Below are 25176 nucleotides of genomic sequence, written 5' to 3'. Positions count from 1 at the left end.
AATATTATCTTTTTGCGCTCAAAAAACCCACTTCACGCCACTTTCCGCCACTTGCGCACACTATAGGAATGCGCCCACCACACCGTCAAGGCGACTTCTTAAGGAAAACCCTTACAGGACGGAGATTTAGGAGAGGTAATGCAGGAGTTTTGAAAAAATTCGGAACGGTCCTACAGATAAATCCGAGCCCACTCAAAAAGATAAGGTTCGAAGTTAAAGTGATTTGTGAGGTTTAAGATTTTTTCGGTATTACGAGGAGGTTTCTGCGCGAGAAAAAACAGAGGAAGGAAAAGGTGGAGAGTCGATCTGTAAGCCGGGTTCTGTCGAGGACAGTCATTCCTCTACGATGGCCATCACTGGACATCTTTAGCAACCTACCCGGTTCCAGCGCGGGCCACGCCTTGGAACCCTATTTGGTCTTGCTCCGAGTGGGGTTTACCTAGCCACGAACTGTTGCCAGACGTGCGGTGCGCTCTTACCGCACCTTTTCACCCTTACCGGCACCGAAGTGCTTAGGCGGTTATTTTCTGTGGCACTTTCCGTAGGCTCACGCCCCCCAGGCGTTACCTGGCACTCCGCCCTATGGAGCCCGGACTTTCCTCCCCCCTTCATTGCGGAACAATGAAAGGCAGCGACTGTCCAATCGACTCTCCGCCGCCAAGGTTAATGGCAGGGAGACACAAGAACAAGCTTTAATAAGCCTCTCGCACTTTTGCATGACAGGCCGACGGGGGCCGGTCACTCGCCTTTCTGCTTCTCCAGTGCGACCTGGTACAGCAGATTCTTGCGCACCCCGGTGATCTCGGCAGCCAGCGCAGCCGCACGTTTTAACGGCATTTCCTGCAACAGCAGATCCAGCACGCGTCGGGCCTCGGCTCCGATGACATCTTCGCCTTCCGGCTCGCTCCAGCCCGCCACCAGGACCACGCATTCGCCACGTTGCTGATTGCTGTCGCCTTCGACAAAAGCACGCAGCTCGCCCAACGGCAACCCTTTCAGGGTCTCGAACGTTTTGGTCAGCTCACGCCCCAGCACCGCCGGTCGGTCGGCCCCGAAAATCTCTTCCAGATCCTGCAGACACTCCAGAATCCGATGTGGCGCCTCATAGAAAATCACGGTGCGCGGTTCTTCTTTCAGCAATTCGAGACGCGCCTTGCGCCCCACCGTCTTGGCCGGCAGAAAGCCTTCGAAGATGAACCGGTCGGAGGGCAGACCTGCCGCTGAAAGCGCCGCGATCAGCGCACAGGCGCCGGGAACGGGAACGACCTGAATACCCGCCGCACGCGCCTGGCGCACCAGGTGATAACCGGGGTCGGAAATCAGCGGCGTCCCCGCATCCGAGATCAGCGCCACGTTATCACCCGCCAGCAAACGCGCAATGAATCGGCTGCCCTCGTCACGCTCGTTATGCTCGTGGCAAGCAGCCAGCGGCGTTGCTATGCCGAAATGTTGCATCAGCCGTAATGAATGCCGGGTATCTTCGGCGGCAATCAGGGCCACCTCGCGCAACACCTTAAGGGCACGCACACTCATGTCATCCAGGTTGCCAATTGGCGTGGCCACCACATAAAGCGAGCCTGTAGTGGAATTCAAAGCACCCGGAGCAGTCAAAGCGCACACCTCATGTTCGGTAAAAGCCGGCATTGTACAGGTTCGGGCGAGTCTCACAGGGAGATTGAAAAATGTACGGACACTTGCGCTCACACGTTTCCATGATCGCGTACCGACAGGGAAAACACCTGACTGAAGTGCTTCTTTGCCCTTCAGGACGACCTATATCGCCGCTTTAACGCCTACAACGTCGCGCCCCGGCCAGTGCTTGGGTACACTTCCACGCTAATTTGCTCGAGTATCAGGAACATATACATGATCGCTTGCCTGCGGCTGTTCTCTGCCCTCTGCCTGGCTGCCTTGTTGGCCGCTTGTGCCGGTTCGCCCTCCTCCAGCCTTGGCGAATTGCCACGCACCCCTGACGCCAGCATCGAGCAATTGCTCGAACAAGCTACCGCAGCGAAGTCGCCCGACCAGGCGGCATTGCTCCGACTGACCGCTGCCGACCTCGCCGCGCGCCAGAACAACCCGGGGCGCGCAGCCAGCATTCTCGAGCAGGTCCAGATGGATCAGCTCAAGACTGACAAACAGATCTACGCCAACACCCTGTCCGCCGAACTCGCATTGGGCCGTAGTCAGCCAAAAGCTGCACTGACTGCGCTCAACCATCCGAGCATGCAGCACCTGGGTGAAATGCCGGTCGATCTGCAGACCCGCACCCACACCGTTCGCGCCCGCGCACTGGAAGCCGACGGCCAGACCCTCGCCGCTGCCAGCGAACGTGTCTTCATGGGGCCACTGCTGCAAGGCGATGCCCTGACGGCCAACAACGATGCCATCTGGACACTCGTGGCCGCACTGCCTCCTGAGCAGCTCCAAAGCACGAGCAACGACGACATGGGCGGCTGGTTGAGCCTTGCCCGCGCGGTCAAAGGCGCCGGTACGCTGGAGCAACAACAGGCAGCGATCGACAACTGGAAAGCGCAGAATCCGCAGCACCCTGCCGCGCGTCAGCTGCCGACGCCCCTGGCTCAATTGCGCGACCTTAAAAGCGTGCCGCTGACAAAAATAGCGTTGCTGCTGCCTCAGGACGGCCCGCTCGCCTCTGTCGCCCGCGCCCTGCGTGACGGCTTCATGGCGGCCCATTATCAGGCTCAGCAAGCCGGTCAGAAACCACCGGCCATTGAAGTGTTCGACAGCTCACGCATAACGTCCATGGACGCGTTTTATGCACAGGCCAAAGCGGCTGGCGTGCAAATGGTGGTCGGCCCCCTGGAAAAACCCTTGGTCAAACAGCTGAGCGCTCATCCGCAACTGCCCATTACCACGCTGGCCCTGAACTACAGTGACGCCACCGCACAAGGCCCGGCCGAGCTGTTCCAGTTTGGTCTGGCCGCCGAAGACGAAGCGCGCGAAGTTGCACGCCGTGCCTGGGCAGACGGCAAGCGCAGCGCCGTGGCCATGGTGCCGAAAGGCGAATGGGGTGATCGCGTACTCGATGCCTTCCGTCAAAGCTGGCAGGCCAAGGGCGGTACTTTCCTTGGCGTCGAACGTATCGACCAGCCGGTAGCGTTGGCCCAGCAAGTCGCCGACCTGTTCCAGCTGCGCAACAGCGAAGGTCGCGCACAACGTCTGCAGAGCACCACCGGCGCGCAGATGGCGGCTCAGCCGAGTCGCCGCCAGGACGTCGACTTCATGTTCCTCGCTGCAACGCCGCAGCAAGCCCAGCAGATCAAACCCACCATGGTCTTCCAGTACGCAGGTGACGTGCCCGTCTATGCCACCTCGCACCTGTTTACCAACAGCGGCGACCAGGCGATGTACAACGACCTGGCTGGCGTGCGCTTCTGCGAAACCCCTTGGTTGCTGAATGCTGCCGATCCCCTGCGCCAGCAAGTGACCACGCAGTGGCCTCAAGCGGGCGGCAGCCTGGGACGTCTGTACGCCATGGGCATCGATGCCTATCGCCTGGCGCCTCGCCTGACTCAACTGAAAACACTGCCTGATAGCCGCATCGACGGCCTGTCAGGCAGTCTGGCCATCGGTCAAGGTCAGCGCATCGAGCGTCAACTGCCTTGGGCACAGTTCGTCGACGGCAAGGTCCAGCGCCTGCCGGACACCGCGCCTTGATCCCAGGCAACACGCGTAGAACCGCAGGGCAGGAGGCCGAAGCCTATGCCCTGCGGCACCTTCAAAAACACGGCTTACAGCTGATTACGCAGAACTGGTCATGCAAACGCGGCGAGCTTGATCTGGTCATGCTCGACGGCGATACAGTAGTATTCGTCGAAGTTCGCTATCGGCGCCACGCGGGTTGGGGTGGCGCACTGGAAAGCGTTGACGCTCGCAAGCAGGAAAAGCTCACATTGGCCGCACAATGGTTCCTGCAGCGCGAGTCGAAATGGGCAGACTCACCGTGCCGTTTCGATGTCGTCGCGATCAATGGCGATCCAGGGAACGGGCCTGCATTGAATTGGCTGCAGAACGCCTTCGACAGCTGATAATGCTGCCGATTGCCACCTGCTCCGGCACGCTCGCCGACACACAAACCCACACCGTTTTTTTGCTCTTTGCTTTGCGGGCTGCACAGTTTTGTGCCGGGAAGCCGATGACTGTCTTAGACGTCGCCCCGACCAGCCGCCCCTATTAAGGTTTTCATAGATGGACATGCAATCCCGAATTCGCCAGCTTTTTCAGGCCAGCATCGATACCAAGCAGCAGGCGATGGACGTTCTTGCACCCTACATCGAGCAAGCCAGCCAGGTGATGGTCAACGCCCTGCTCAACGAAGGCAAAATGCTTGCGTGTGGCAACGGCGGTTCGGCTGGCGACGCGCAGCACTTTTCTTCCGAGCTGCTCAACCGTTTCGAGCGTGAGCGACCGAGCCTGCCTGCCATTGCGCTGACCACGGACACGTCTACCATCACCTCGATCGCCAACGATTACAGCTACAACGAAATCTTTTCCAAACAGATCCGCGCCCTCGGCCAACCCGGCGACGTGTTGCTGGCGATCTCCACCAGCGGCAACTCGGCCAACATCATTCAGGCCATCCAGGCCGCACATGATCGGGAAATGATTGTCGTAGCACTGACCGGCCGCGACGGGGGTGACGTCGCGTCGCTGCTGTTGCCCGAAGACGTCGAAATCCGCGTCCCGGCCAAAGTCACTGCACGTATCCAGGAAGTCCACCTGCTGACGATCCACTGTCTCTGCGACTTGATCGACAGCCAATTGTTCGGGAGTGAAGAATGATATCCAAACGTCTCAGCCTGCTGGCCCTGACGCTCTGCCTGGGCATCAGCGGATGCAGCTCGGTGATCAACGCCAGCCGCGAGGCCCCGATCGATGACGATCGCGGCACACGCACCTTCGGCAGCAAGATCGACGATTCGCTGATCGAAACCAAGGTCGCGGTAAACGTCGCCAAGGCCAGCCCTGACCTGGACAACAACTCGCACATCGTCGTGACCAGCTTCAACGGTGTGGTCCTGCTGGCCGGCCAGACACCCCGCGCCGACCTCAAGCAACTGGCCGAACAAACCGCCAGCCAAGTGCAGAAGGTCAAGAAGGTCAACAACGAACTGCAAGTGATCGCGCCTTCCTCAATGCTGGCTCGCAGCAACGATGCCTGGCTGACCAGCAAGATCAAGACCGAGATGCTGACCGACAGCGCCATTCCCGGCTCGCGCATCAAAGTCGTGACTGAGAACGGCATCGTTTACTTGCTGGGCCTGCTGACTCAGGCCGAAGCCACCCGCGCCACCAACCTGGTTCAGGGCGTTTCCGGCGTGCAGAAGATCGTGAAACTGTTTGAGTACATCGACTGAAGCTTCAACACAGATAGGAGCGCGCTTGCCCGCGATTGCGGTCTGGAAGTAACGGATCAGTCACTGGCCCAACGCTGTCGCAGGCAAGCGCGCTCCTACAGTTACAATCGACAACCCATAAAAAAGGCGATCCCGAGGGATCGCCTTTTTTTGTTTACCACGCAGTCACTACTTGACCACTTTCAGACTCGGCCGGCCGCTTGGGCGCGGTGGCTCATCATCCGGTGGCGGCATGTCATCTTCGACGTCCAGGTCTTCATCGTCATCCACGGCAGGTTCCAGATCGAAGACCATGCCCTGACCGTTTTCACGGGCGTAAATACCCATGACCGCGGCAACAGGAACGTACAGGCTGTGTGGAACACCACCAAAACGACCTTCGAAGCTCACGGCATCGTTGTCCATGTGCAGATGACGCACAGCACTCGGCGAAATATTGAGAACGATCTGGCCGTCATTGGCAAAACCTTGCGGGACTTGCACCGCCGGGTATTCGGCATTGACCAGAATGTGCGGCGTGCAATCGTTATCCACGATCCACTCATAAAGCGCGCGGATCAGATAGGGGCGACTGGAGTTCATCGAACGGTTCCTTAGGCCTTAGCGCATGTCGCGTTCGGCAGCAGACAGACTTGCCTGGAATGCCTCACGCGCAAACTGGCGCTCCATATAATCAAGCAGCGGCTTGGCAGGCCGCGGCAACTCGATACCCAGAATCGGCAGGCGCCAGAGTATGGGCAATAGACAGCAGTCGACCAGACTTTGCTCGTCACTGAGGAAAAAAGGTTTTTCCGCAAACAGTGGCGAGACGCCGGTCAGACTTTCGCGCAGCTCCTTGCGCGCCTGCACACGAGCAGCTTCTTTGCTGCGCGGATCCAGAATCAGATCCACCAAACCGCACCAGTCACGCTGGATCCTGTGGATCAGCAAACGGCTGTTGGCGCGTGCGACAGGGTATACCGGCAGTAAAGGTGGATGAGGATAACGCTCATCCAGGTATTCCATGACAACCGTCGACTCGTACAACGCCAGGTCACGATCGACCAGCGTCGGCACGCTGCCATACGGATTCACCTCGATCAGTTTCGCCGGATGGCGACCCTCTACAACATCGATGATCTCGGCGCTGACACCTTTCTCGGCGAGCACAATGCGCACGCGATGGGAATAGTGGTCGGCGGGGTCGGAGTAACAGGCCAACCGATTGGTCACGCCCATGGCGGTCCTCCTCGCTTGTTAAATATATTCAGAAGCAGAAACAACGAACGCGCCCTGAAGGCGCCTCCGGCAACATCCACAATGAGCGGGTGTTCGTCGCGGGCGACAAGATAGCTCATTTACTCAAAGTAAATTCTGCAATCTTTCGCCCGCCACTATACCCGCTCTGCGGTCATTACCCGAACGAGGCTCTCAAGAGCGCGTTACGTCTACAGCCGAACCGACATCCCTTCAGTGCACATCCTTCCAGTATTCGCGTTTGAGCAGGTACGCGAAGATGAACAGGATCGCCAGGTACAAGAGCACGTAAGTGCCGATGCGCTGGTGTTGCAGCTTGACCGGGTTCGCCGAATACGCGAGGAAGGTCACCAGGTTTTTGATCTTTTCGTCGAACTGCTCTTCAGTGAGCGTGCCGGTCTTGGGCACGATCGTCAGCTGATCACAGGCCTCGTGCGTGAGTGGGGAACCTGTCAGCGGGTCATATTGCTTCTTGTCGCCCTCGACCACTTGCACCTGCTTGCAACCGATGATCTGACGCCCCTGCAGGCCGACGAGCACGTTAGGCATACCCACATTGGGGAAAACCTTGTTGTTCACGCCCCAAGGCCGCGCAGGGTCCTCGTAGAACGAGCGCAGATAGCCGTAGAGCCAGTCTGTCCCACGCACCCGCGCAACCAGGGTCAGATCGGGTGGCGCCGCGCCGAACCAGGTCTTGGCATCCGCAGGCTGCATGCCGGCCACCATGTGATCTCCGATCTTGGCGCCCGTGAATACCAGCTTGTCGAGCATCAATTCGTGAGGAATGCCAAGGTCATCCGCGACCCGCTCATAACGCTGGAACTTGGCGCTGTGGCAACCCATGCAGTAGTTCACGAAGGTGCGTGCACCGTCCTGCATGGCAACCTTGTCGGAAACATCGATGTCGACGCTTTCCAGTTCCGGGCCACCGTGTTCGGCAGCGAACGACAACACAGGCAAGGCAGCGAGAATAAAAACAGCCAATAGCTTTTTCATTAGCCAGTCACCCTTTCCGGAACCGGTTTTGTCTTCTCCATGCGCGTGTAGAACGGCATCAGGATGAAGTAGGCGAAGTACACGAACGTACACACCTGTGACAGCAAAGCGCGCCCGGGGCTGGGCGGAAGAACCCCCAGAATCCCGAGAATCACGAAGGCCACGCAAAACAGCAGCAACCAGATCCGGCTGAGCCAGCCTTTGTACCGCATCGACCTGACCGGACTGCGATCAAGCCACGGCAAGACGAACAGCACTGCGATCGCCGCGCCCATGGCCATAACCCCCATGAGCTTGTCCGGGATCGCACGCAAGATCGCGTAGAACGGCGTGAAGTACCAGACCGGCGCGATGTGCTCCGGCGTCTTGAAAGCGTTGGCCTGTTCGAAGTTCGGCTTCTCCAGAAAGTACCCGCCCATTTCCGGAAAGAAGAACACGATCGAGCAGAAAATGAAGAGGAACACCACCACGCCGACGATATCCTTCACCGTGTAATACGGGTGGAAGGCGATGCCGTCGAGCGGCTTGCCGTTTTCGTCCTTGTGCTTCTTGATGTCGATGCCATCAGGGTTGTTGGAACCGACCTCGTGCAGCGCCAGCACGTGCAACACCACCAGCCCGAGAATCACGATAGGCAACGCCACGACGTGCAGGGCGAAGAAGCGGTTCAGGGTGATCCCCGAGATCAGGTAGTCGCCCCGAATCCACTGGGTCAGGTCATTGCCGATGACCGGGATCGCACCGAACAGCGAGATGATGACCTGGGCACCCCAATACGACATCTGCCCCCATGGCAACAGATAACCCATGAACGCTTCGGCCATCAGTGCCAGGTAAATCAACATGCCGAAGATCCACACCAACTCCCGAGGTTTCTGGTAGGAGCCATAGAGCAGGCCACGGAACATGTGCAGGTACACGACGATGAAAAACGCCGACGCGCCGGTGGAGTGCAGCAGGCGCAGGATCGAACCGTACTCGACGTCCCGCATGATGTACTCGACGGACGCGAAAGCCTCCTCCGCCGACGGCGTGTAGCTCATCGTCAACCAGACGCCAGTCACGATCTGGTTCACCAGCACCAACAGCGCCAGCGAGCCGAAGAAGTAGAAGAAGTTGAAGTTCTTGGGAGCGTAATACTTACTGAGGTGATCTTCCCACATGGAGGTCGCAGGGAAGCGCGCATCGATCCAGTCCATGAATTTGCTCATTACGCTTTCTCCTGATCGACACCAATGACGATGATTGAGTCCGACTCGTAGGAATGCGGCGGCACTGGCAGATTCAGCGGTGCAGGTTGCGCTTTGTAAACGCGCCCAGCCAGGTCGTAGTGAGAGCCGTGACAAGGACAGAAGTAACCGCCGACCCAGTCTTTACCGAGGTCAGCGGGCGCGACTTCGGGTCGGAAGGTGGGAGAGCAGCCCAGGTGAGTACAGATTCCGATCAGCAACAACATCTCGGGTTTGATCGAGCGAACCACCGGGTCAACGTAGGCAGGTTGAGTGGAGTTCTTGGACTCCGGATCGGATAGCTGGGCGGTGATCTTGCCCAGGTTCGTGAGGATTTCCGGCGTGCGGTGAACGATGAAGACCGGCTGGCCACGCCATTCGGCAATCATCTGCTGCCCAGGCTCGATCTTGCTGATATTAACTTTCACGGGGGCGCCAGCCGCTTTGGCTTTGGCACTGGGAAACCATGACCCCACGAACGGGACCGCAGCCCCCACCGCTCCTGCAGCGCCGACCACAGACGTGGCCGCGACAAGGAAGCGACGCCGGCCTGCATTCACGCCGTCATTGCTCATTCCGTCCTCTCCCATCAGCTTTTAGAGGCCCGCTTGGTCAGGCTTCTCTTTGAATTATTTTTCTAGCTGTCAAAAAAATCCTGCCGAATGGTAATGACAAGGCCCTGATAGTCGCAAGGGCATTACCTTTTGGCGAAAACGGGAGGCCTTATGGTACGGGGCATCCACGGATGAGTCGTGTCGTCACACCCAATAATAGACGCCCATAAAAAAACGCCCAGTTCCAAGAGGAAACTGAGCGTTCTTTTTGAACGAAAAGCGAATTAACGCTTCGAGTACTGCGGACGCTTACGCGCTTTACGCAGACCGACTTTCTTACGTTCAACTTCGCGAGCATCGCGAGTAACGAAGCCTGCTTTGCGCAGAGCGCCACGCAGCGTTTCGTCGTATTGCATCAGAGCGCGGGTGATACCGTGGCGGATTGCGCCAGCTTGACCACTCACACCACCGCCGATGACAGTGACGTAGATGTCGAATTTTTCGACAGTCTCGGTCAGTTCCAGAGGCTGGCGAACTACCATGCGGGCAGTTTCGCGGCCGAAGAACGTGTCCAGGGAGCGGTTGTTGATGGAGATGTTACCGGTGCCCGGACGCAGGAAAACGCGAGCGGTTGCGGTCTTGCGACGGCCAGTGCCGTAATTTTGAGTCGCCGACATAATGAACTATTCCGTTAAAACTTCAGTTCTTGGGGCTGCTGAGCAGTATGAGGGTGTGCAGCGCCCGCATAGACTTTCAGCTTACGATACATGTCGCGACCCAGCGGGTTCTTAGGCAGCATGCCTTTGACCGCGGTCTCGATCACGCGCTCAGGAGCTTTGGCGATCAGCTTTTCAAAGTTGATCGACTTGATCCCGCCCGGGAAACCGGAGTGAGAGTAGTAGATCTTGTCGGTGGTTTTGGCACCAGTAACGCGGATTTGCTCAGCGTTGATCACGACGATGTAGTCGCCGGTGTCAACGTGCGGAGTGTATTCCGGTTTGTGCTTGCCACGCAGACGGCTCGCGATTTCAGTGGCCAGACGACCCAGGGTCTGACCAGCAGCGTCGACGACGAACCAGTCGCGCTTTACTGTTTCCGGTTTAGCGGTAAAAGTTTTCATTCTTTATAGCCTCAAAGGCCGCCCTGAAAAATAGACGGCGGAGCATACTCATTAGTACGGTCTTTGACAAGTCAAAGGCCGCCGGGCACGAACGCTATAGGGGGCTCGGGTCAGCGCGTTCGATCGCAGCGGTGTCTTGTGTCGCAGGGCATCACTCCCACGGCAAAGAGACGCGGAATTATGCAGATTGCGAAAAAAATTTCAACCTGCTTTTATGGTTCTTTTAAACAGGAGAGCCAGATGGACTATCGCAAACTGGGCAGAACCGACCTCAATGTCAGCGCAATCTGCCTCGGCACGATGACCTGGGGCGAGCAAAACAGCGAGTCCGAGGCCTTCGCTCAGATCGAAAGGGCCAAAGCGGCGGGGATCAATTTCATGGACACGGCCGAGATGTACCCGGTCCCGCCCAAGAAAGAAACCTATGCCAGCACCGAGACCATCATCGGCAACTGGTTCAAAAAGACCGGCGACCGCGCCGACTGGATTCTCGCCAGCAAGATCGCCGGTCCCGGCAACGGCATCGACTACATTCGTGACGGCCAGCTGAAATTCAACCGCGACCATGTAGTTGCCGCCGTCGACGCCAGCCTGAAACGCCTGCAGACCGACTACCTGGACCTGTACCAACTGCATTGGCCGGAGCGCAGCACCAACTTCTTCGGCAAGCTGGGTTACACCCACAGCGACGACGCGTTCACGCCGCTGCTTGAAGTGCTTGAGGCGCTGGACGAACAGGTCAAGGCGGGCAAGATCCGTCACGTCGGCCTCTCCAACGAAACGCCGTGGGGCACCATGAAGTTTCTGGCTGAGTCTGACACTCACGGCCTGACACGCCCGGTGTCGATCCAGAACCCGTACAACTTGCTCAACCGCAGCTTCGAAGTCGGTCTGGCGGAAATCGCGATCCGTGAAGAATGCGGCCTGCTGGCGTATTCACCGATGGCCTTCGGCATGCTGTCCGGCAAGTACGCTGACGGCGCACGACCGGCAAAAGGTCGCCTGAGCCTCTACAGCCGCTTCACCCGCTACTTCAACCCGCAGTCGGAAGCTGCCTGCGCCCGCTACGTCGCTTTGGCCCGTGAACACGGCCTGGACCCGGCACAAATGGCCCTGGCATTCGTCACCAGTCGCCCGTTCGTGACCAGCAACATCATCGGTGCGACGACGCTGGAACAGCTCGAGAGCAACCTGGAGAGCTTCAATCTGGTGTTGTCGGAAGAGGTACTGGCGGGTATTGAGGCGATTCACAAGGATCAGCCGAATCCTGCGCCTTAATCATTTGGCTGACGCTGAATGACACCTGTGGGAGCGAATTCATTCGCGAGAGGCCATTACGGTCGATACACATGTCTCGCCTGACACCCTTTCGCGAATAAATTCGCTCCCACAGGATTTGGTTGGATATAAGCCTTGTGATTAACCCTTCCTACAGCGATCGCGCGATGATCTCTTTCATGATCTCGTTGGTGCCCGCATAAATCCGCTGCACCCGCGCATCCGCCCATGCCCGTGCAATCGGGTACTCCCACATGAAGCCGTAACCCCCATGCAGTTGCACGCACTCGTCGAGCACCTTGCACTGCAGGTCCGTGGACCAATACTTGGCCATCGCGGCCGTCGGCACGTCGAGCTTGCCCTCCAGATGCAACGCCAGGCACTGATCGATGAACGTGCGGCCGATCTGCACTTGCGTGGCGATCTCAGCCAGTTTGAAGCGTGTGTTTTGAAAATCCGCGATGGCTTGCCCGAATGCCTTGCGCTCACGCGTGTAGGTCAACGTCCACTGCAACGCCGCCTCGGCCGACGCAATCGCGCCAATGGCCACCGTGAGACGCTCCTGCGGCAGTTCCTGCATCAGGTAGGCGAACCCCATCCCGGCCTGCCCCAAGAGGTTCTCCTTGGGCACGCGTACGTCCTGGAAGAACAATTCCGACGTGTCTTGCGCCTTCATACCGACTTTTTCCAGACGCTTGCCCTTCTCGAAACCGGGCGTACCCGCCTCGACAAGGAAAAGACTCGTACCCTTGGCGCCAGCCTTGGGATCGGTCTTGGCCACCACGATCACCAGGTCCGCAAGAAAGCCGTTGGTGATGAACGTCTTGGAACCGTTGATCACGTACTCATCGCCCTCCAGCACGGCAGTCGTCTTGACGCCCTGAAGATCGGAGCCTGCGCCCGGCTCAGTCATCGCAATCGCCGTTACCAACTCGCCCGACACCATCTTAGGCAAGTACTTCTGCTTCAGCGCCTCGCTGCCGTAGTGCAGGATGTAAGGCGCAACGATGTCCGAATGCAGGGAAAATCCGATGCCGGTCAGTCCCAACCGGTAGATCTCTTCGATCACCACGGTGGTGTACAGGAAGTCCGCCGCCATGCCGCCGTATTCTTCCGGCAGGTGCGAGCACAACATGCCCTGCTCTCCCGCCTTGTTCCAAAGCGCACGGTCGACATGCCCCTGCTTTTCCCACTGCGCATGAAACGGGGCGGCTTCCTGCTCGAGAAACTTGCGGACGCTGTCACGGAAAAGCTCGTGCTCGGAACTGAAAAGTGTTCTTGGAAGCATGGGACACCTTGGGCTGGAGGGATTGTCGGACAAATCGCTGACAGAGCGTATGCCGGGCAGGATGACGACGACACTGGACACATCCGACAAAAAATAAGACGATCACGCCGTTGCTTGACCACTTTCCCATATAAGAACAACAGATTATGTCTACTCAACACTCCGTGCCGTTGCGGCGCGTCAGCATTCTCGCGATCGACGGAATTTTCGCTTCCACCCTCACCCAAGCCAAAGACTTCTTCCATCTGGCCAGCCTGCGGTACGGCAAACAGTTGGGTCAGGGCCTCAAGCCTGCGTTCGAAACCCGACTGGTCAGCCCGGACGGCCAGCAAGTCCGCAGCTTCAGCGAAGTCGTGTTGCCGGTCGACGGCACGCTGGAAAACGCCGACATCATCATCCTTCCGGCCTTCGTCGAGAACTTCGACACCCTGCGTGCGCGCTATCCGCAGATTCTGCCCTGGCTGCGCGAGCAGCACGCCCGAGGCGCCGTCTTGTGCGGCGAAGCCAGCGGCGTGTTCTGGCTGGCCGAAGCCGGCCTGCTCGATGGCAAGGAGGCGACCACCTACTGGCGCTTCTTCAATGAGTTCGCCGAGCGCTTCCCGAATGTGTTGCTCAATCAGGAAAAACACCTGACCGACGCCGACAACCTGTATTGCGCAGGCGGCACCATCTCGGCGTGCGATCTCTATATCTACCTGATCGAGCGCTTCTGCGGCGCCAACGTGGCACAGACCGTTGCGCGAGACATCCTGTACGAAGTCCAGCGCAGCTACGCACCGGGGCGCATGGGATTTGGCGGGCAGAAACTGCACCAGGACGTGATCATCCTGCAGATCCAGCATTGGCTCGAAGAGCACTTTGCCGACAAATTCCGCTTTGAAGACGTCGCGCGCGAACACGGCATGAGCATTCGCAATTTCATGCGCCGCTTCCAGACCGCGACGGGGGACAAGCCGCTGCATTATCTGCAACGGCTGCGTATTGAAACCGCCAAAGGACTGCTGTCCGGGTCGCGCAAAAGCATCAAGACCATCAGCTACGAAGTCGGCTACGACGACGCCAGCTTCTTCGCACGACTGTTCCGGCAACACACCGACCTGTCCCCGAATCAGTATCGCCAGCAGTTTCAGCAGGCGGCCTGAAACAAAAAAGCCCTGCAGCGATGCAGGGCTTTTTTTTGCGAAACGTGATGGTAGGAGCTGGCTTGCTGGCGAATGCGGTGAGTCTGCACCGGATCCGGGGACTGACACTCCGCGTTCGCCACCGTCGTCACCTCCGGCAGCTCCTACAGGTATTGCGGTGTCAGGGCTTGTGCGCCCGCGACAGGAATTCGTGGGACTGCATTTCCAGCAGGCGACTTAACGTGCGCTGGAACTCGAAGTTCAGGCGGCCGCCGGTGTACAGGTCCTTCAGCTCGACTTCCGCCGAGATGATCAACTTGACGTTGCGGTCGTAGAACTCGTCGACCATGTTGATGAAGCGACGGGCGATGTCGTCGGTGGTGACGCTCATCTGTTCGACGCCGCTGAGCAACACGGCGTGGAAGATCTTGCCGAGTTCGATGTAGTCGTTCTGGCTACGCGGACCGTCGCACAACTCGCGGAAATCGAACCAGGCCACGTCGTCGCACGTACGAATCGCCTTGATCTGACGGTTCTCGATGATCAACACATCGTTTTCCACAGCCTTGGTGCATTCCGGGGTCAGCGCGCGGAAGCTCTTGCGCATGCTGTCCTGAGCCGCTTCGTTCAGCGGGAAGTGGAACAGCTCAGCCTGCTCCAGGTGACGCAGGCGATAGTCCACGCCACTGTCGACGTTGACGATGTCGGTGTTCTGCTTGATCAGCGCGATGGCGGGCAGGAAACGTGCGCGCTGCAGACCGTCCTTGTACAGACCGTCCGGCACGATGTTGGAGGTGGCCACCAGCGTCACGCCGTTCTTGAACAGCTCTTCCATCAGCGTGCCGAGGATCATGGCGTCGGTGATGTCGGACACAAAGAATTCATCGAAACAAATGACCCGGGCTTCACCGGCGAACTGTTTGGCGATCAGGGTCAGCGGGTTCTTCTCACCCTTGAGGTTCTTCATTTCTTCATGCACACGCTTCATGAAGCGGTGGAAGTGCGTGCGCATCTTGTCTTGAAACGGCAGCGCTTCGAAGAAGGTATCGACCAGGTAAGTTTTGCCACGGCCGACGCCACCCCAGAAATACAGGCCTTTGACCACCGTGACTTCTTTCTTGCCGAACAGCTTGCCGAACAGGCCAGGCTTGCTCTCGTGGGCAGCGACCAGATCGTCGTACAGACGCTGGAGGTGACGCACAGCGTTTTCCTGAGCGGCGTCGTGGAAGAATTCAGGTTTCTTGAGGTCGTTCTGGTAGCTTTCTAGGGGGGTCATATTCGTTACGTTAGCTAGGTAGCAAAAACGGGCCGTCACTGTAGCGATGGCCCGTTGCAATGGCAATTAATCCTGTTGCGGCGCCAGCGCCAGCTTCAGGCTCTCGACGGCTGCATCACGGGCGGCGGCATCGGCGAACGCCGGACTGTCCGCAACGCAGGCACCTTCCAGCCATACGGTGAAGGCGTCGCCTTCCGTCCGAATGTCCAGCTCGCCGCCTTGCTGCAGTTGCTTGGTCACCGCGCCGGCAGCCTTGCCGTCGGCGAAAAGACGCGACAGCAGCAATTGCTCGCCATCGGCCGCCAGCAGACGAAAACGGAAGCTGCCGTCGTCTTCACGGAAACTCACGAAGCGCGCACCCTTGCTCGCTTTCTTCTTGGTGGCGGCGACCGTTTGAGTGGTCGTGCGGAAGGAACGCAGGCCAACCGCTTCACGCAGTTCACCCAGGAACGGCGTCGCGATGCGACGGGCTTTCTGCGCACCGGCCTGCAGAATGTCCTCCAGATCGGCCGGACGTTCAATCAGACGATGGTAGTTCTCGCGCGCCTCACCCAACTCGCTGTCGAGCAACTGGAACAGGCGATGCTTGGCGTCGCCCCAGCCCAGGCCCTGGACCAGGTCGCCACGGAATTCGCTGCTCTGTTCTTTGGTAGCGAACGCCTGGTAGAGGGTGAACAGGTGCGAGTTGTCCGGGTCCTTGGCTTCGCCCGGTAGACGGGAGTCGGTGACGATGCGCGAAATCGCGTCCTTCATCTCCTTGGCGCTGCTGAACAGCGGGATGGTGTTGTCGTAGCTCTTCGACATCTTGCGACCGTCAAGGCCCGGCAATGTCGCCACACTCTCTTCGATCAGCGCTTCAGGCATGACGAAGAATTCCTTGCCCTTGCCGAACAGGTGGTTGAAACGCTGGCCAATGTCGCGGGCCATCTCGACGTGCTGAATCTGGTCGCGACCGACCGGCACTTGATGGGCATTGAACATCAGGATGTCAGCGGCCATCAGCACCGGGTAGCTGAACAGGCCCATGGTGATACCGGCGTCCGGGTCTTCACCGGCGTCGACGTTCTTGTCGACCGACGCTTTGTAGGCGTGCGCGCGGTTGAGCAGGCCTTTGGCAGCGACGCAGGTCAACAGCCAGGTTAGCTCGGGGATTTCCGGGATGTCGGACTGGCGATAAAACGTGACACGTTCGACATCAAGGCCGGCCGCCAGCCAGGTCGCGGCGATTTCCAGACGCGAGCGCTGAATGCGCAGCGGGTCATCGCATTTGATCAGCGCGTGGTAGTCGGCCAGGAAGTAGAACGAGTCGGCATCGCTCTGACGGCTGGCGACGATGGCCGGGCGAATGGCGCCCGCGTAGTTGCCCAGGTGTGGCGTGCCGGTGGTGGTGATACCGGTCAGGATACGAGTGGTCATGGCTAGTCGCTTATTTGGGTGCTGCAATCAGTTCGAAAGGCGCGGCAGGACCAGATCCTTGAGGTCGGTCAGCTTGCCGTGGAAAAAGTGCCCGCATTCTGCCACTTTCAGCAGCTCATGGGGGCGCGACAGTGCGTCAGACCAGGCATAGACGAGTTGTGGGTCGACCACTTCGTCGGTTTCAGGCTGAATCACGGTCAACGAACCGTTTTGCGGCAGCGCGCTCGGGTCGGCGATGCGCATGACGGCGGGCGCAACCATGAACAGGTGAGCCAGCGTTTCGCCTTTGGCTTCCAGACGCCCGCCCAGGGTCGCGGCGACGAACCCGCCAAAGGAAAAACCGAACAGCGTCATCGGCAGATCCGGGTGTTTTTCACGCAGCCAGGACGCAGCAGCTTCGGCATCATCGACCTCGCCTTGCCCCATGTCCGAGCTGCCGGCACTGGCGCCAACGCCCCGGTAGTTGAAACGCAGGGTAATATACCCGGCGTCGCGTGCCGTGCGTTGCAGGGTCGAGATCACTTTATTGAGCATCGTGCCGCCCTGAACCGGGTTAGGATGGCAGATCAGCGCCACGCCCTTGGCCCCTTCCAGGTCAAGGTACAGGGCTTCGAGTTGGCCCGCGGGGCCGTCGATGAATACAGGGGTTTCACGCATGAGCAAGAATGAACTCCGTGACCTTCAATTGGGTCGACTCGTCTAGCTGATTGTCTGTGGCTGGCATATTGGCGACGCGTCGCCGCTATACAGCGCAGGTTCGAGCCGTTAACGTAAAGCAAAGCCGTTTATAGAGGAAGGACTCGTGGATTACTCGCTCTTAGTTTGGTTGCTGCCGACTATTGCCCTGATCGCCGGTGTAGCCATCGGTTTTTTCGTGGCGCGTGCGCTGCCCAATGCCGCGCCTAACGGCACTCAGCGCCAGCTGGATGACGTTCAGGAGCGTTTCGACAGGTATCAGAACGAGGTGGTCACTCACTTCAACAGCACGGCTAACCTGGTGCAGAAACTGTCCCAGAGCTATCAGGATGTACAAGAACATCTCGCCGAGGGCGCCAACCGTCTGGCCACCGACGACTTGACCCGCCAACGCCTGCTGGCCGCCCTGCACCCGGATGCACTCCAGGCACCCCGCGACCGCCTGACGCCACCGCGTACCGCCGCCGAGCCACCACGGGACTACGCCCCAAAAATGCCAAACACCCCCGGCATGCTGGATGAGCACTACGGTTTGAAGAAGTAAGCAGAAACACATCGAGAAGCCCGCCGCTGAGATGATCAGCGGCGGGCTTTTTTGTTGGTACGAATCACGGCTGTTTCTGAACAGACATGTCCTACAGACTTATCAGACGCAGCCAACTGCTGATCAAACGGGTCACGCCGTAGCCTTTCCAATCATTTGGAGGGCTAATGAAAGCTATCACCACACTCGTCAGCTGCATCTTGATCGCGGGCTGCGTATCAACAGACTGTGTATCTGACTGCTACTTCGTGGAGCTCAGAAAGTATGACCCTGATCTCGATTACAAGTGCTCGACCGGATCGGTTGATCCAAGATGCGGGGGGCGCGAAGGCACTCTAAAAATGGGCTACTGACCACATCAACACTGCCTGGAGCACCGCGTACCGCCGCCGAGCCATGCCGTGATGGGATGCAGCCGTCTAATTCCCTGATCGTGCCCACGCTCCGCGTGGGTATGCAGCCTGGGACGCTCCGCGTCCGTTGCATTTGGACGCAGAGCGTCCTGGGCGGCATTACCACGCGGAGCGTGGGAACGATCAACACGGAGCCCGCCCCTGAGCAATCAGCGGCGGGCTTTTTTGTGGGATGGAGCAAAGGACCCATGTAGGAGCGCGCTTGCCCGCGAAATGTGATGGGTCAGCAACAAATGTGCTGGCAGAAGAAATGCATTCGCGGGCAAGCGCGCTCCTACAAAAAACCTGATCGTGCCCATCAAAACCGCATTCGCCACCGTCGTAACCTCCGGCAGCTCCCACACAGTGAAGCGAATCGCGTCCGACAAAAAACCCGCCATCAAGGGCGGGTTTGTTGTGAGACCAAACGAGATTTAGATCGCGCCGCGCGCTCGCAGCAGATCCAGCACTTGCTTGACGCTTTCTTCCACGTTCAACGCCTGGGTGTCGATCACCAGATCGGCGTCCAGCGGCACGTCGTACGGGAAGGACTCGCCAGGGATGTTGTCCTTGTCGGCGGCGTACAGGCCTTGTGGGTCGCGTTCACGGCAAACCTGAGGCGAGGCCTGGACGTAGACGGTGATCAGGCGGTCGTCGCCAATCAGCGCCTTGGCGTTCTGACGCCCTGCCGCATCCGGCGCAACGAAGGCAGCCAGGGTCAGCAGACCCGCTTCGTTGAACTGACGCGCCACGTGCGCGGCACGACGCCAGTTCTCGGCGCGACCGGCGCGATCGTGTGGCAGACCTTTGTTCAGGTCGTGACGCAGGTTCTGACCATCAAGGACGAACACCGCACGGCCCATGTCGAACAGTTTGCGCTCGAGGGCGTACGCCAGCGTGCTTTTGCCTGCGCCCGACAGACCACTGAACAGCACGGTTGCCGGCTGCTGGCCGAAACGCTGAGCACGTTCTTCAACGGACACATGGGCCAGCGCACCATGGTGCTGACCTGCACCAGACGAGGTCGGTTTGGCGATGATCATGCCCGCCGCGACGGTGCCGTTGGTCAAACGGTCAATCACGATGAACGCACCGGTGGTGCGATTGCTGTCGTAACCGTCCAGCGCGATCGGCGCATCGAGAGCGATTTTTACGCGGCCGATTTCGTTCAGCTGCAGGGCACTGGCAGCCCCCTCTTCCAGCGTGTTCACGTCGACGCGGTGAGTGATGCTGGCAATCGAGCCCGGCACGTAGGACGTGGCGCGCTTGATGTCGTATTTCTTGCCCGGCAGCATCGGTTCTTCAGCCATCCAGACCAGCATGGCGTCGAAGGAATCCGCTACCTGAGGGAGGTTGTCGGCGTGAACCAACAGGTCACCCCGGGAAATGTCGATTTCGTCTTCCATGGTCAGCGTGACGGCCTGACCAGGCCCCGCGTGCTCCAGCTCACCTTCGAAGGTGACAATGGATTTCACACGGCTGCTCTTGCCCGACGGCAGCACCACGACTTCGTCGCCCTTGCGCACGACACCGCTGGCCAGCGTACCGGCGAAGCCACGGAAGTTCAGGTTCGGGCGGTTGACGTACTGCACCGGGAAGCGCAGGTCGTCGAAGTTGCGGTCGTTGGCAATCTCGACGGTTTCAAGGATCTCCATCAGCGACTTGCCGGTGTACCAAGGCGAACGCTCGCTCTTGTTCACGACGTTGTCGCCCTTGAGGGCCGACATCGGAACGAATTCCATGGAGGTCGGCTTCAGTGAGATACGGTCGGCAAACGTCAGGTAATCGGCCTTGATCTGCTCGAAAATCTTCTCGTCGAAGCCATTGAGGTCCATCTTGTTGATGGCGACCACGATGTGCTTGATGCCCAGCAACGAGGCGATGTAGCTGTGGCGACGGGTCTGGGTCTGCACGCCGTAGCGGGCGTCGACCAGAATGATCGCCAGGTCACAGGTGGACGCACCGGTGGCCATGTTGCGGGTGTACTGCTCATGGCCTGGGGTATCGGCAATGATGAATTTGCGCTTGGCGGTCGAGAAGTAGCGGTAGGCAACATCGATGGTGATGCCCTGCTCGCGCTCGGCCTGAAGACCGTCCACCAACAGCGCCAGATCGACGTCATCGCCAGTCGTGCCGGACTTCTTGGAATCGCGGGTGATGGCTTCCAGGTGATCTTCATAGATCATCTTGGAATCGTGCAGCAGACGCCCGATCAACGTGCTTTTGCCGTCGTCGACGTTGCCACAGGTCAGGAAACGCAGCATTTCCTTGCGTTCGTGCTGGCCCAGATAGGCGAGGATGTCCTCGCTGATCAATTCAGATTGATGCGACATGTTCAGACACCCTAATTAGAAATAACCCTGACGTTTCTTTTCTTCCATCGAGCCTGCGCCATCGTGATCGATGACCCGGCCCTGGCGCTCGGAAGTTCGCGTCAGGAGCATTTCCTGAATGATGTCGGTGAGACTGGTGGCCTCGGACTCGACAGCGCCCGTCAACGGGTAGTCGCCCAGTGTGCGGAAACGGACCTTCTTCTTGACGATGCGCTTTTTGTCTTCATCAGACAGGTGATTACGCAGACGATCATCGTCGATCATGATCCAGGTGCCGTTCATTTCGATGACTTCACGCTCGGCGGCGAAGTACAGCGGAACGATCGGGATGCCTTCGAGGTAGATGTACTGCCAGATGTCCAGCTCGGTCCAGTTGGAGAGCGGGAATACGCGAATCGACTCGCCTTTGTTGACGTTGCCGTTGTACACGTTCCACAGCTCCGGGCGCTGGTTCTTTGGGTCCCAGCGGTGCTTGCTGTCGCGGAAGGAGTACACGCGCTCTTTGGCACGGGACTTCTCTTCGTCACGACGTGCGCCACCGAACGCGGCGTCGAAACCGTGTTTGTCGAGGGCCTGTTTGAGGCCTTCGGTTTTCATGATGTCGGTGTGCTTTGCACTGCCGTGGGTCAGCGGGTTGATACCCTGCGCAACGCCATCCGGGTTCACGTGCACGATCAGGTCAAGGCCCATGTCCTCGACCATCTGATCGCGGAAACGATACATTTCCTGGAATTTCCAGCGGGTGTCGACGTGCATCACCGGGAACGGCAACTTGCCCGGGAAGAACGCCTTGCGCGCCAGGTGCAGCATCACGGCGGAGTCTTTACCGACGGAGTACAGCATCACCGGGTTATCGAACTCGGCGGCGACCTCGCGGATGATGTGGATGCTTTCCGCCTCCAGCTGTTTCAGATGCGTCAGTTTGTCGACCATGGTTACTCACGGGATAACGTACTTTTATGGAGAGCCTGCGGGCTCTATCGAGCGAGGCACTTTATCATGAGGCCTGATTCTAATCAGCGACCCCGATAGATCGAAACGGTATAACCATATAGCTCAGTCTTTGGACACTTCGACCCGCTTCAGATGGGGTTCGGGCAATCGATGAACATGTGCTCCAGCGCAAAGCGCCTCGCCAGATAATCGCCCAGCGCCTGGACACCGTAGCGCTCAGTGGCGTGATGACCGGCCGCAATGAAGCTGATGTCGTTTTCCCGCGCGCTGTGGAACGTCTGCTCGGACGCTTCTCCGCTGAGGTAAAGATCGACGCCCGCCAGCACGGCTTGATCAATGTAGCCCTGCCCGCCTCCCGTGCACCACCCCACCCGACGAATCATTTCACTGCCTTCGATGAGTAACGGCTCGCGGCCCAGCGCCGACTGCACTCGGTGCGCAAAGTCGCGCGGCGTGACAGGCTCGGCCAGCGAACCGACCAGGCCGACAACCTTCGGATTGTCTGGGTCCAGAGGCCCTTCGACGGTGATGTCCAGCTGCCGAGCCAGTTGCACGTTATTGCCCACCTCAGGGTGCAGGTCCAGCGGCAAGTGATAAGCCAGCAGGCTGATGTCGTGCTTGAGCAGCGTCTTCAAACGCCGCTGCTTCATGCCGGTGATGCAGGCGTTCTCGCCTTTCCAGAAATAGCCGTGGTGAACCAGGATCAGGTCGGCGTTGGCCTCGACCGCCGCGTCCAGCAGGGCCTGGCTTGCCGTCACGCCGGACACGATTCGGGTGACCTGCGGCCGGCCTTCGACTTGCAGACCGTTGGGGCAATAGTCCTGCACGCGGGCGCTGCTCAGATAGCGGTCCGCTTCCTCGACCAGAGTGCTCAGAGAAACAGCCATAAAAGTCTCCTAAATATGCAGTTCAGACCGTCCCGGTCCTCGTATAATGCCCGCCATTATGGCGCAGGTACGCTGCGTATTTACCTTCAGGACCTTGTTCAATGTTCAAAGCGCTGCGTTTTCTCGGCTGGCCATTGCTCGCTGGTGTGCTTATCGCTTTACTGATTATCCAGCGGTACCCGCAGTGGGTCGGCCTGCCCAGCCAGGACGTCAACCTGCAGCAAGCCCCTCAAACCGCGTTCATCCAGCAGGGTCCGGTGTCCTACGCCGATGCCGTGAGCAGCGCTGCGCCCGCGGTCGCCAACCTGTACACGACCAAGATGGTCAACAACAAACCCAATCATCCGCTGTTCGAAGACCCTCAGTTCCGTCGTTTCTTCGGTGACAACCTGCCCAAACAGCGTCGCATGGAGTCCAGCCTGGGTTCTGCGGTGATCATGAGCCCGGAAGGCTATCTGCTGACCAACAACCACGTAACCTCCGGCGCGGACCAGATTGTCGTGGCGCTCAAGGACGGCCGTGAAACCATTGCGCGCGTCATCGGCAGCGATCCTGAAACGGACCTCGCGGTGCTGAAGATCGACTTGAAGAACCTGCCGTCCATTACTCTCGGCAGCTCTGACAGCATCCGTATCGGAGACGTTGCGCTGGCCATCGGTAACCCGTTCGGCGTCGGGCAGACCGTGACCATGGGCATCATCAGCGCGACCGGGCGTAACCAGTTGGGCCTCAATACCTACGAAGACTTCATTCAGACCGACGCCGCGATCAACCCGGGCAACTCGGGCGGTGCGCTGGTGGATGCCAATGGCAACCTGACCGGCATCAACACGGCGATCTTCTCCAAATCCGGCGGCTCTCAAGGCATCGGTTTCGCCATCCCGACCAAACTGGCGCTGGAGGTGATGAAGTCGATCATCGAGCACGGTCAGGTGATTAGGGGGTGGCTGGGCATCGAAGTGCAGCCCCTGACGCAAGAACTGGCTGAGTCATTCGGCCTGAAAGACCGCCCAGGCATCGTGGTGGCCGGGATCTTCCGCGACGGCCCGGCGCAGAAAGCCGGTCTGCAGTTGGGCGATGTGATCCTGAGCATCAATGGCGAGCCGGCCGGTGACGGACGCAAGTCGATGAACCAGGTCGCTCGGACCAAACCGACTGACAAGATCGCGATTCAAGTCATGCGTAATGGCAAGGAACTGAAGTTGATGGCGGAAGTAGGACTGCGTCCGCCACAGACGCCAGCGCCTGCGGCTGAGGATTAAGCTTCAGGCATGCAGCGGCGGTGTGCCGGCAACCTGATTTTCGGCTGAACCGCCGCAGCCAACGGTAGGAGCGCGCTTGCCCCCGATCGCGTTCGGTCAGGCAACACACCAGCCATTGACCCAGCGCAATCGCGGGCAAGCGCGCTCCTACAATAAATCGCTACAACGCCCCCAACGCATCCACCAACGCCTGATTCTGCTCTGGCGTGCCGATGGTGATGCGCAGGAATTGCGCGATGCGTTCCTGTTTGAAGTGACGCACGATCACGCCCTGCTCACGCACCTTGGCCGCAAGGCGGGCGGCATCGTGTTTCGGGTGACGGGCGAAGATGAAGTTGGCGGCCGATGGCAGCACTTCAAACCCCTTGCCTTCCAGCTGCCCAACCAACACTTCACGGCTCGCGATCACCTGCTTGCAGGTCTGCTCGAAGTACTCGCGATCATCGAACGCAGCGGCCGCGCCAACGATGGCCATGCGATCCAGCGGATACGAGTTGAAGCTGTTCTTGACCCGCTCCAGCGCCTCGATCAGGTCGGGATGGCCGACCGCCAGCCCGACGCGCAACCCGGCCAGTGAACGGGACTTGGACAGCGTCTGCGTCACCAGCAGGTTCGGGTACTGATCCACCAGACCGATAGCGGTCTCACCGCCGAAGTCGATGTACGCTTCGTCGACGATCACCACCGAATCAGGGTTGGCCTTGAGAATCTGCTCCACTGCCTCCAGCGCCAGCAGGCAGCCAGTCGGGGCGTTGGGGTTCGGGAAGATGATCCCGCCGTTCGGGCGGTTGTAATCCTCGACACGGATCTGAAACTGCGCATCCAGAGGAACCGCTTCGAACTCGACGCCGTAAAGGCCGCAATACACCGGATAAAAACTGTAGCTGATGTCCGGGAACAGCAAGGGCTTATCGTGCTTGAAGAACGCGTTATAGGCGTGAGCCAAGACTTCATCGGAGCCGTTGCCGAGGAACACCCGGTTGGACTCGACACCGTAGTAGCGAGCCACCGCCTGCTTGAGCAGGTCACTGTTTGGATCGGGGTACAGACGCAGGTTGTCGTTCACCTCGGCGCGCATCGCCTCGATGGCCCTCGGCGACGGCCCGTACGGGTTTTCGTTGGTGTTCAGTTTGACCAGTTTGGTCAGCTTGGGTTGTTCGCCCGGCACGTAAGGCACGAGGTCACGGACAAAGGGACTCCAGAACTTGCTCAT

General features: G+C 59.1%; 24 protein-coding genes and 1 other RNA gene. 8 read left to right on the top strand and 17 right to left on the bottom strand.

Translation table 11 applies throughout. The annotated features are described in order from the left end of the window. Positions 1–293: 293 nt before the first annotated feature. Together rnpB and rsmI are read right to left on the bottom strand one after the other, a co-directional pair. Positions 294–651, bottom strand: an RNA gene (gene rnpB, locus BLS87_RS17575) — RNase P RNA component class A. Positions 652–738: 87 nt separating this feature from the next. Then, positions 739–1644 (bottom strand): 16S rRNA (cytidine(1402)-2'-O)-methyltransferase, encoded by a 906-nt coding sequence (gene rsmI / locus BLS87_RS17570; protein WP_143024409.1) that lies wholly within the window; start codon positions 1642–1644, stop codon positions 739–741. A gap of 222 nt (positions 1645–1866) precedes the next feature. Here rsmI and BLS87_RS17565 point away from each other — a divergent pair, with 222 nt between their 5' ends. The 4 genes from BLS87_RS17565 (at position 1867) to BLS87_RS17550 (ending at position 5381) form a co-directional block, all read left to right on the top strand. Further along, complete coding sequence (locus tag BLS87_RS17565; protein ID WP_074753913.1) at positions 1867–3681, top strand: penicillin-binding protein activator; 1815 nt, start codon at positions 1867–1869, stop codon at positions 3679–3681. Beyond that, a complete protein-coding gene (locus BLS87_RS17560) occupies positions 3678–4052 on the top strand; it encodes a YraN family protein (protein ID WP_083370699.1) in 375 nt (124 codons plus the stop codon). Before BLS87_RS17565 ends, BLS87_RS17560 begins: the two co-directional genes overlap by 4 nt. 160 nt (positions 4053–4212) lie before the next feature. Further along, on the top strand, positions 4213–4806 hold the full coding sequence (locus BLS87_RS17555; protein ID WP_074753911.1) for a phosphoheptose isomerase: 594 nt from the start codon (positions 4213–4215) through the stop codon (positions 4804–4806). Further along, positions 4803–5381, top strand: coding sequence for a BON domain-containing protein (locus BLS87_RS17550; protein ID WP_074753909.1), 579 nt, complete (start codon positions 4803–4805; stop codon positions 5379–5381). The genes BLS87_RS17555 and BLS87_RS17550 overlap by 4 nt, the downstream gene beginning before the upstream one ends. 168 nt (positions 5382–5549) lie before the next feature. On the opposite strand, the gene BLS87_RS17545 is transcribed toward BLS87_RS17550, so the two are convergent. From BLS87_RS17545 to rplM, 7 genes are all read right to left on the bottom strand, one after another. Next, positions 5550–5963, bottom strand: a complete 414-nt coding sequence (locus tag BLS87_RS17545) for a ClpXP protease specificity-enhancing factor (RefSeq protein WP_074753907.1) — start codon at positions 5961–5963, stop codon at positions 5550–5552. Positions 5964–5981: 18 nt separating this feature from the next. Then, entirely contained in the window at positions 5982–6599 is a 618-nt protein-coding gene (locus tag BLS87_RS17540; RefSeq protein ID WP_074753905.1) for a glutathione S-transferase N-terminal domain-containing protein, read from the bottom strand. A gap of 231 nt (positions 6600–6830) precedes the next feature. Next, on the bottom strand, positions 6831–7613 hold the full coding sequence (locus BLS87_RS17535) for a cytochrome c1 (protein ID WP_074753903.1): 783 nt from the start codon (positions 7611–7613) through the stop codon (positions 6831–6833). After that, on the bottom strand, positions 7613–8824 hold the full coding sequence (locus BLS87_RS17530) for a cytochrome b (protein WP_074753901.1): 1212 nt from the start codon (positions 8822–8824) through the stop codon (positions 7613–7615). The genes BLS87_RS17535 and BLS87_RS17530 overlap by 1 nt, the downstream gene beginning before the upstream one ends. Then, positions 8824–9417, bottom strand: coding sequence for a ubiquinol-cytochrome c reductase iron-sulfur subunit (petA, locus tag BLS87_RS17525; RefSeq protein ID WP_074753899.1), 594 nt, complete (start codon positions 9415–9417; stop codon positions 8824–8826). The genes BLS87_RS17530 and petA overlap by 1 nt, the downstream gene beginning before the upstream one ends. A gap of 263 nt (positions 9418–9680) precedes the next feature. Then, positions 9681–10073 carry a 30S ribosomal protein S9 gene (gene rpsI / locus BLS87_RS17520; RefSeq protein WP_074753897.1) on the bottom strand — a complete coding sequence of 131 codons (393 nt, stop codon included), beginning with the start codon at positions 10071–10073 and terminating at the stop codon, positions 9681–9683. 14 nt (positions 10074–10087) lie between these two features. After that, positions 10088–10516: a 50S ribosomal protein L13 gene (gene rplM, locus BLS87_RS17515; protein WP_019693576.1), complete on the bottom strand. Its 429-nt coding sequence runs from the start codon at positions 10514–10516 to the stop codon at positions 10088–10090. 240 nt (positions 10517–10756) lie between these two features. Between rplM and BLS87_RS17510 the strand changes: the two genes are divergently transcribed. Continuing rightward, complete coding sequence (locus BLS87_RS17510; protein WP_074753895.1) at positions 10757–11794, top strand: NADP(H)-dependent aldo-keto reductase; 1038 nt, start codon at positions 10757–10759, stop codon at positions 11792–11794. A gap of 151 nt (positions 11795–11945) precedes the next feature. On the opposite strand, the gene BLS87_RS17505 is transcribed toward BLS87_RS17510, so the two are convergent. Continuing rightward, a complete protein-coding gene (locus BLS87_RS17505; protein WP_074753893.1) occupies positions 11946–13082 on the bottom strand; it encodes an acyl-CoA dehydrogenase family protein in 1137 nt (378 codons plus the stop codon). 245 nt (positions 13083–13327) lie between these two features. Between BLS87_RS17505 and BLS87_RS17500 the strand changes: the two genes are divergently transcribed. Further along, positions 13328–14224: a GlxA family transcriptional regulator gene (locus BLS87_RS17500; protein WP_167362078.1), complete on the top strand. Its 897-nt coding sequence runs from the start codon at positions 13328–13330 to the stop codon at positions 14222–14224. Positions 14225–14384: 160 nt separating this feature from the next. On the opposite strand, the gene zapE is transcribed toward BLS87_RS17500, so the two are convergent. From zapE to BLS87_RS17485, 3 genes are all read right to left on the bottom strand, one after another. Continuing rightward, positions 14385–15479 (bottom strand): cell division protein ZapE, encoded by a 1095-nt coding sequence (gene zapE / locus BLS87_RS17495; protein WP_074753889.1) that lies wholly within the window; start codon positions 15477–15479, stop codon positions 14385–14387. A gap of 66 nt (positions 15480–15545) precedes the next feature. Next, positions 15546–16895: a tryptophan--tRNA ligase gene (locus BLS87_RS17490; protein WP_074753887.1), complete on the bottom strand. Its 1350-nt coding sequence runs from the start codon at positions 16893–16895 to the stop codon at positions 15546–15548. A gap of 27 nt (positions 16896–16922) precedes the next feature. Then, the gene (locus tag BLS87_RS17485; protein WP_074753885.1) at positions 16923–17552 is read right to left on the bottom strand and encodes an alpha/beta hydrolase; all 630 of its coding nucleotides are present in this window, start codon (positions 17550–17552) and stop codon (positions 16923–16925) included. Between the two features lie 145 nt (positions 17553–17697). Here BLS87_RS17485 and BLS87_RS17480 point away from each other — a divergent pair, with 145 nt between their 5' ends. Then, entirely contained in the window at positions 17698–18135 is a 438-nt protein-coding gene (locus BLS87_RS17480) for a Z-ring associated ZapG family protein (protein ID WP_074753883.1), read from the top strand. Between the two features lie 826 nt (positions 18136–18961). Here BLS87_RS17480 and cysN read toward each other — a convergent pair. The 3 genes from cysN to BLS87_RS17465 form a co-directional block, all read right to left on the bottom strand. Continuing rightward, positions 18962–20860: a sulfate adenylyltransferase subunit CysN gene (cysN, locus tag BLS87_RS17475; protein WP_074753881.1), complete on the bottom strand. Its 1899-nt coding sequence runs from the start codon at positions 20858–20860 to the stop codon at positions 18962–18964. Between the two features lie 15 nt (positions 20861–20875). After that, positions 20876–21793: a sulfate adenylyltransferase subunit CysD gene (cysD, locus tag BLS87_RS17470; RefSeq protein ID WP_074753879.1), complete on the bottom strand. Its 918-nt coding sequence runs from the start codon at positions 21791–21793 to the stop codon at positions 20876–20878. Positions 21794–21942: 149 nt separating this feature from the next. Next, the gene (locus tag BLS87_RS17465) at positions 21943–22701 is read right to left on the bottom strand and encodes a Nif3-like dinuclear metal center hexameric protein (protein ID WP_074753877.1); all 759 of its coding nucleotides are present in this window, start codon (positions 22699–22701) and stop codon (positions 21943–21945) included. A gap of 101 nt (positions 22702–22802) precedes the next feature. On the opposite strand from BLS87_RS17465, the gene algW reads away from it, so the two are divergent. Beyond that, positions 22803–23963, top strand: a complete 1161-nt coding sequence (gene algW, locus BLS87_RS17460) for a Do family serine endopeptidase AlgW (protein ID WP_074753875.1) — start codon at positions 22803–22805, stop codon at positions 23961–23963. Between the two features lie 160 nt (positions 23964–24123). Here algW and hisC read toward each other — a convergent pair whose 3' ends face one another. After that, positions 24124–25176: a histidinol-phosphate transaminase gene (gene hisC / locus BLS87_RS17455; RefSeq protein ID WP_074753873.1), complete on the bottom strand. Its 1053-nt coding sequence runs from the start codon at positions 25174–25176 to the stop codon at positions 24124–24126.

This window comes from Pseudomonas abietaniphila, from assembly GCF_900100795.1.
Lineage (GTDB): Bacteria > Pseudomonadota > Gammaproteobacteria > Pseudomonadales > Pseudomonadaceae > Aquipseudomonas > Aquipseudomonas abietaniphila.
The sequence above is the reverse complement of the archived record's forward strand: the minus strand, read 5'-3'. Positions and strand labels throughout refer to the sequence as shown.

Coding starts and splice junctions, on each gene's coding strand:
- BLS87_RS17505 (WP_074753893.1), bottom strand. CDS start 13,082: ATGCTTCCAAGAACACTTTTCAGTTCCGAGCACGAGCTTTTCCGTGAC.
- rplM (WP_019693576.1), bottom strand. CDS start 10,516: ATGAAAACTTTTACCGCTAAACCGGAAACAGTAAAGCGCGACTGGTTC.
- BLS87_RS17565 (WP_074753913.1), top strand. CDS start 1,867: ATGATCGCTTGCCTGCGGCTGTTCTCTGCCCTCTGCCTGGCTGCCTTG.
- BLS87_RS17530 (WP_074753901.1), bottom strand. CDS start 8,824: ATGAGCAAATTCATGGACTGGATCGATGCGCGCTTCCCTGCGACCTCC.
- rsmI (WP_143024409.1), bottom strand. CDS start 1,644: ATGCCGGCTTTTACCGAACATGAGGTGTGCGCTTTGACTGCTCCGGGT.
- petA (WP_074753899.1), bottom strand. CDS start 9,417: ATGAGCAATGACGGCGTGAATGCAGGCCGGCGTCGCTTCCTTGTCGCG.
- BLS87_RS17510 (WP_074753895.1), top strand. CDS start 10,757: ATGGACTATCGCAAACTGGGCAGAACCGACCTCAATGTCAGCGCAATC.
- BLS87_RS17535 (WP_074753903.1), bottom strand. CDS start 7,613: ATGAAAAAGCTATTGGCTGTTTTTATTCTCGCTGCCTTGCCTGTGTTG.
- BLS87_RS17465 (WP_074753877.1), bottom strand. CDS start 22,701: ATGGCTGTTTCTCTGAGCACTCTGGTCGAGGAAGCGGACCGCTATCTG.
- BLS87_RS17490 (WP_074753887.1), bottom strand. CDS start 16,895: ATGACCACTCGTATCCTGACCGGTATCACCACCACCGGCACGCCACAC.
- zapE (WP_074753889.1), bottom strand. CDS start 15,479: ATGACCCCCCTAGAAAGCTACCAGAACGACCTCAAGAAACCTGAATTC.
- BLS87_RS17485 (WP_074753885.1), bottom strand. CDS start 17,552: ATGCGTGAAACCCCTGTATTCATCGACGGCCCCGCGGGCCAACTCGAA.
- BLS87_RS17545 (WP_074753907.1), bottom strand. CDS start 5,963: ATGAACTCCAGTCGCCCCTATCTGATCCGCGCGCTTTATGAGTGGATC.
- algW (WP_074753875.1), top strand. CDS start 22,803: ATGTTCAAAGCGCTGCGTTTTCTCGGCTGGCCATTGCTCGCTGGTGTG.
- cysD (WP_074753879.1), bottom strand. CDS start 21,793: ATGGTCGACAAACTGACGCATCTGAAACAGCTGGAGGCGGAAAGCATC.
- rpsI (WP_074753897.1), bottom strand. CDS start 10,073: ATGTCGGCGACTCAAAATTACGGCACTGGCCGTCGCAAGACCGCAACC.
- cysN (WP_074753881.1), bottom strand. CDS start 20,860: ATGTCGCATCAATCTGAATTGATCAGCGAGGACATCCTCGCCTATCTG.
- BLS87_RS17555 (WP_074753911.1), top strand. CDS start 4,213: ATGGACATGCAATCCCGAATTCGCCAGCTTTTTCAGGCCAGCATCGAT.
- hisC (WP_074753873.1), bottom strand. CDS start 25,176: ATGAGCAAGTTCTGGAGTCCCTTTGTCCGTGACCTCGTGCCTTACGTG.
- BLS87_RS17540 (WP_074753905.1), bottom strand. CDS start 6,599: ATGGGCGTGACCAATCGGTTGGCCTGTTACTCCGACCCCGCCGACCAC.
- BLS87_RS17550 (WP_074753909.1), top strand. CDS start 4,803: ATGATATCCAAACGTCTCAGCCTGCTGGCCCTGACGCTCTGCCTGGGC.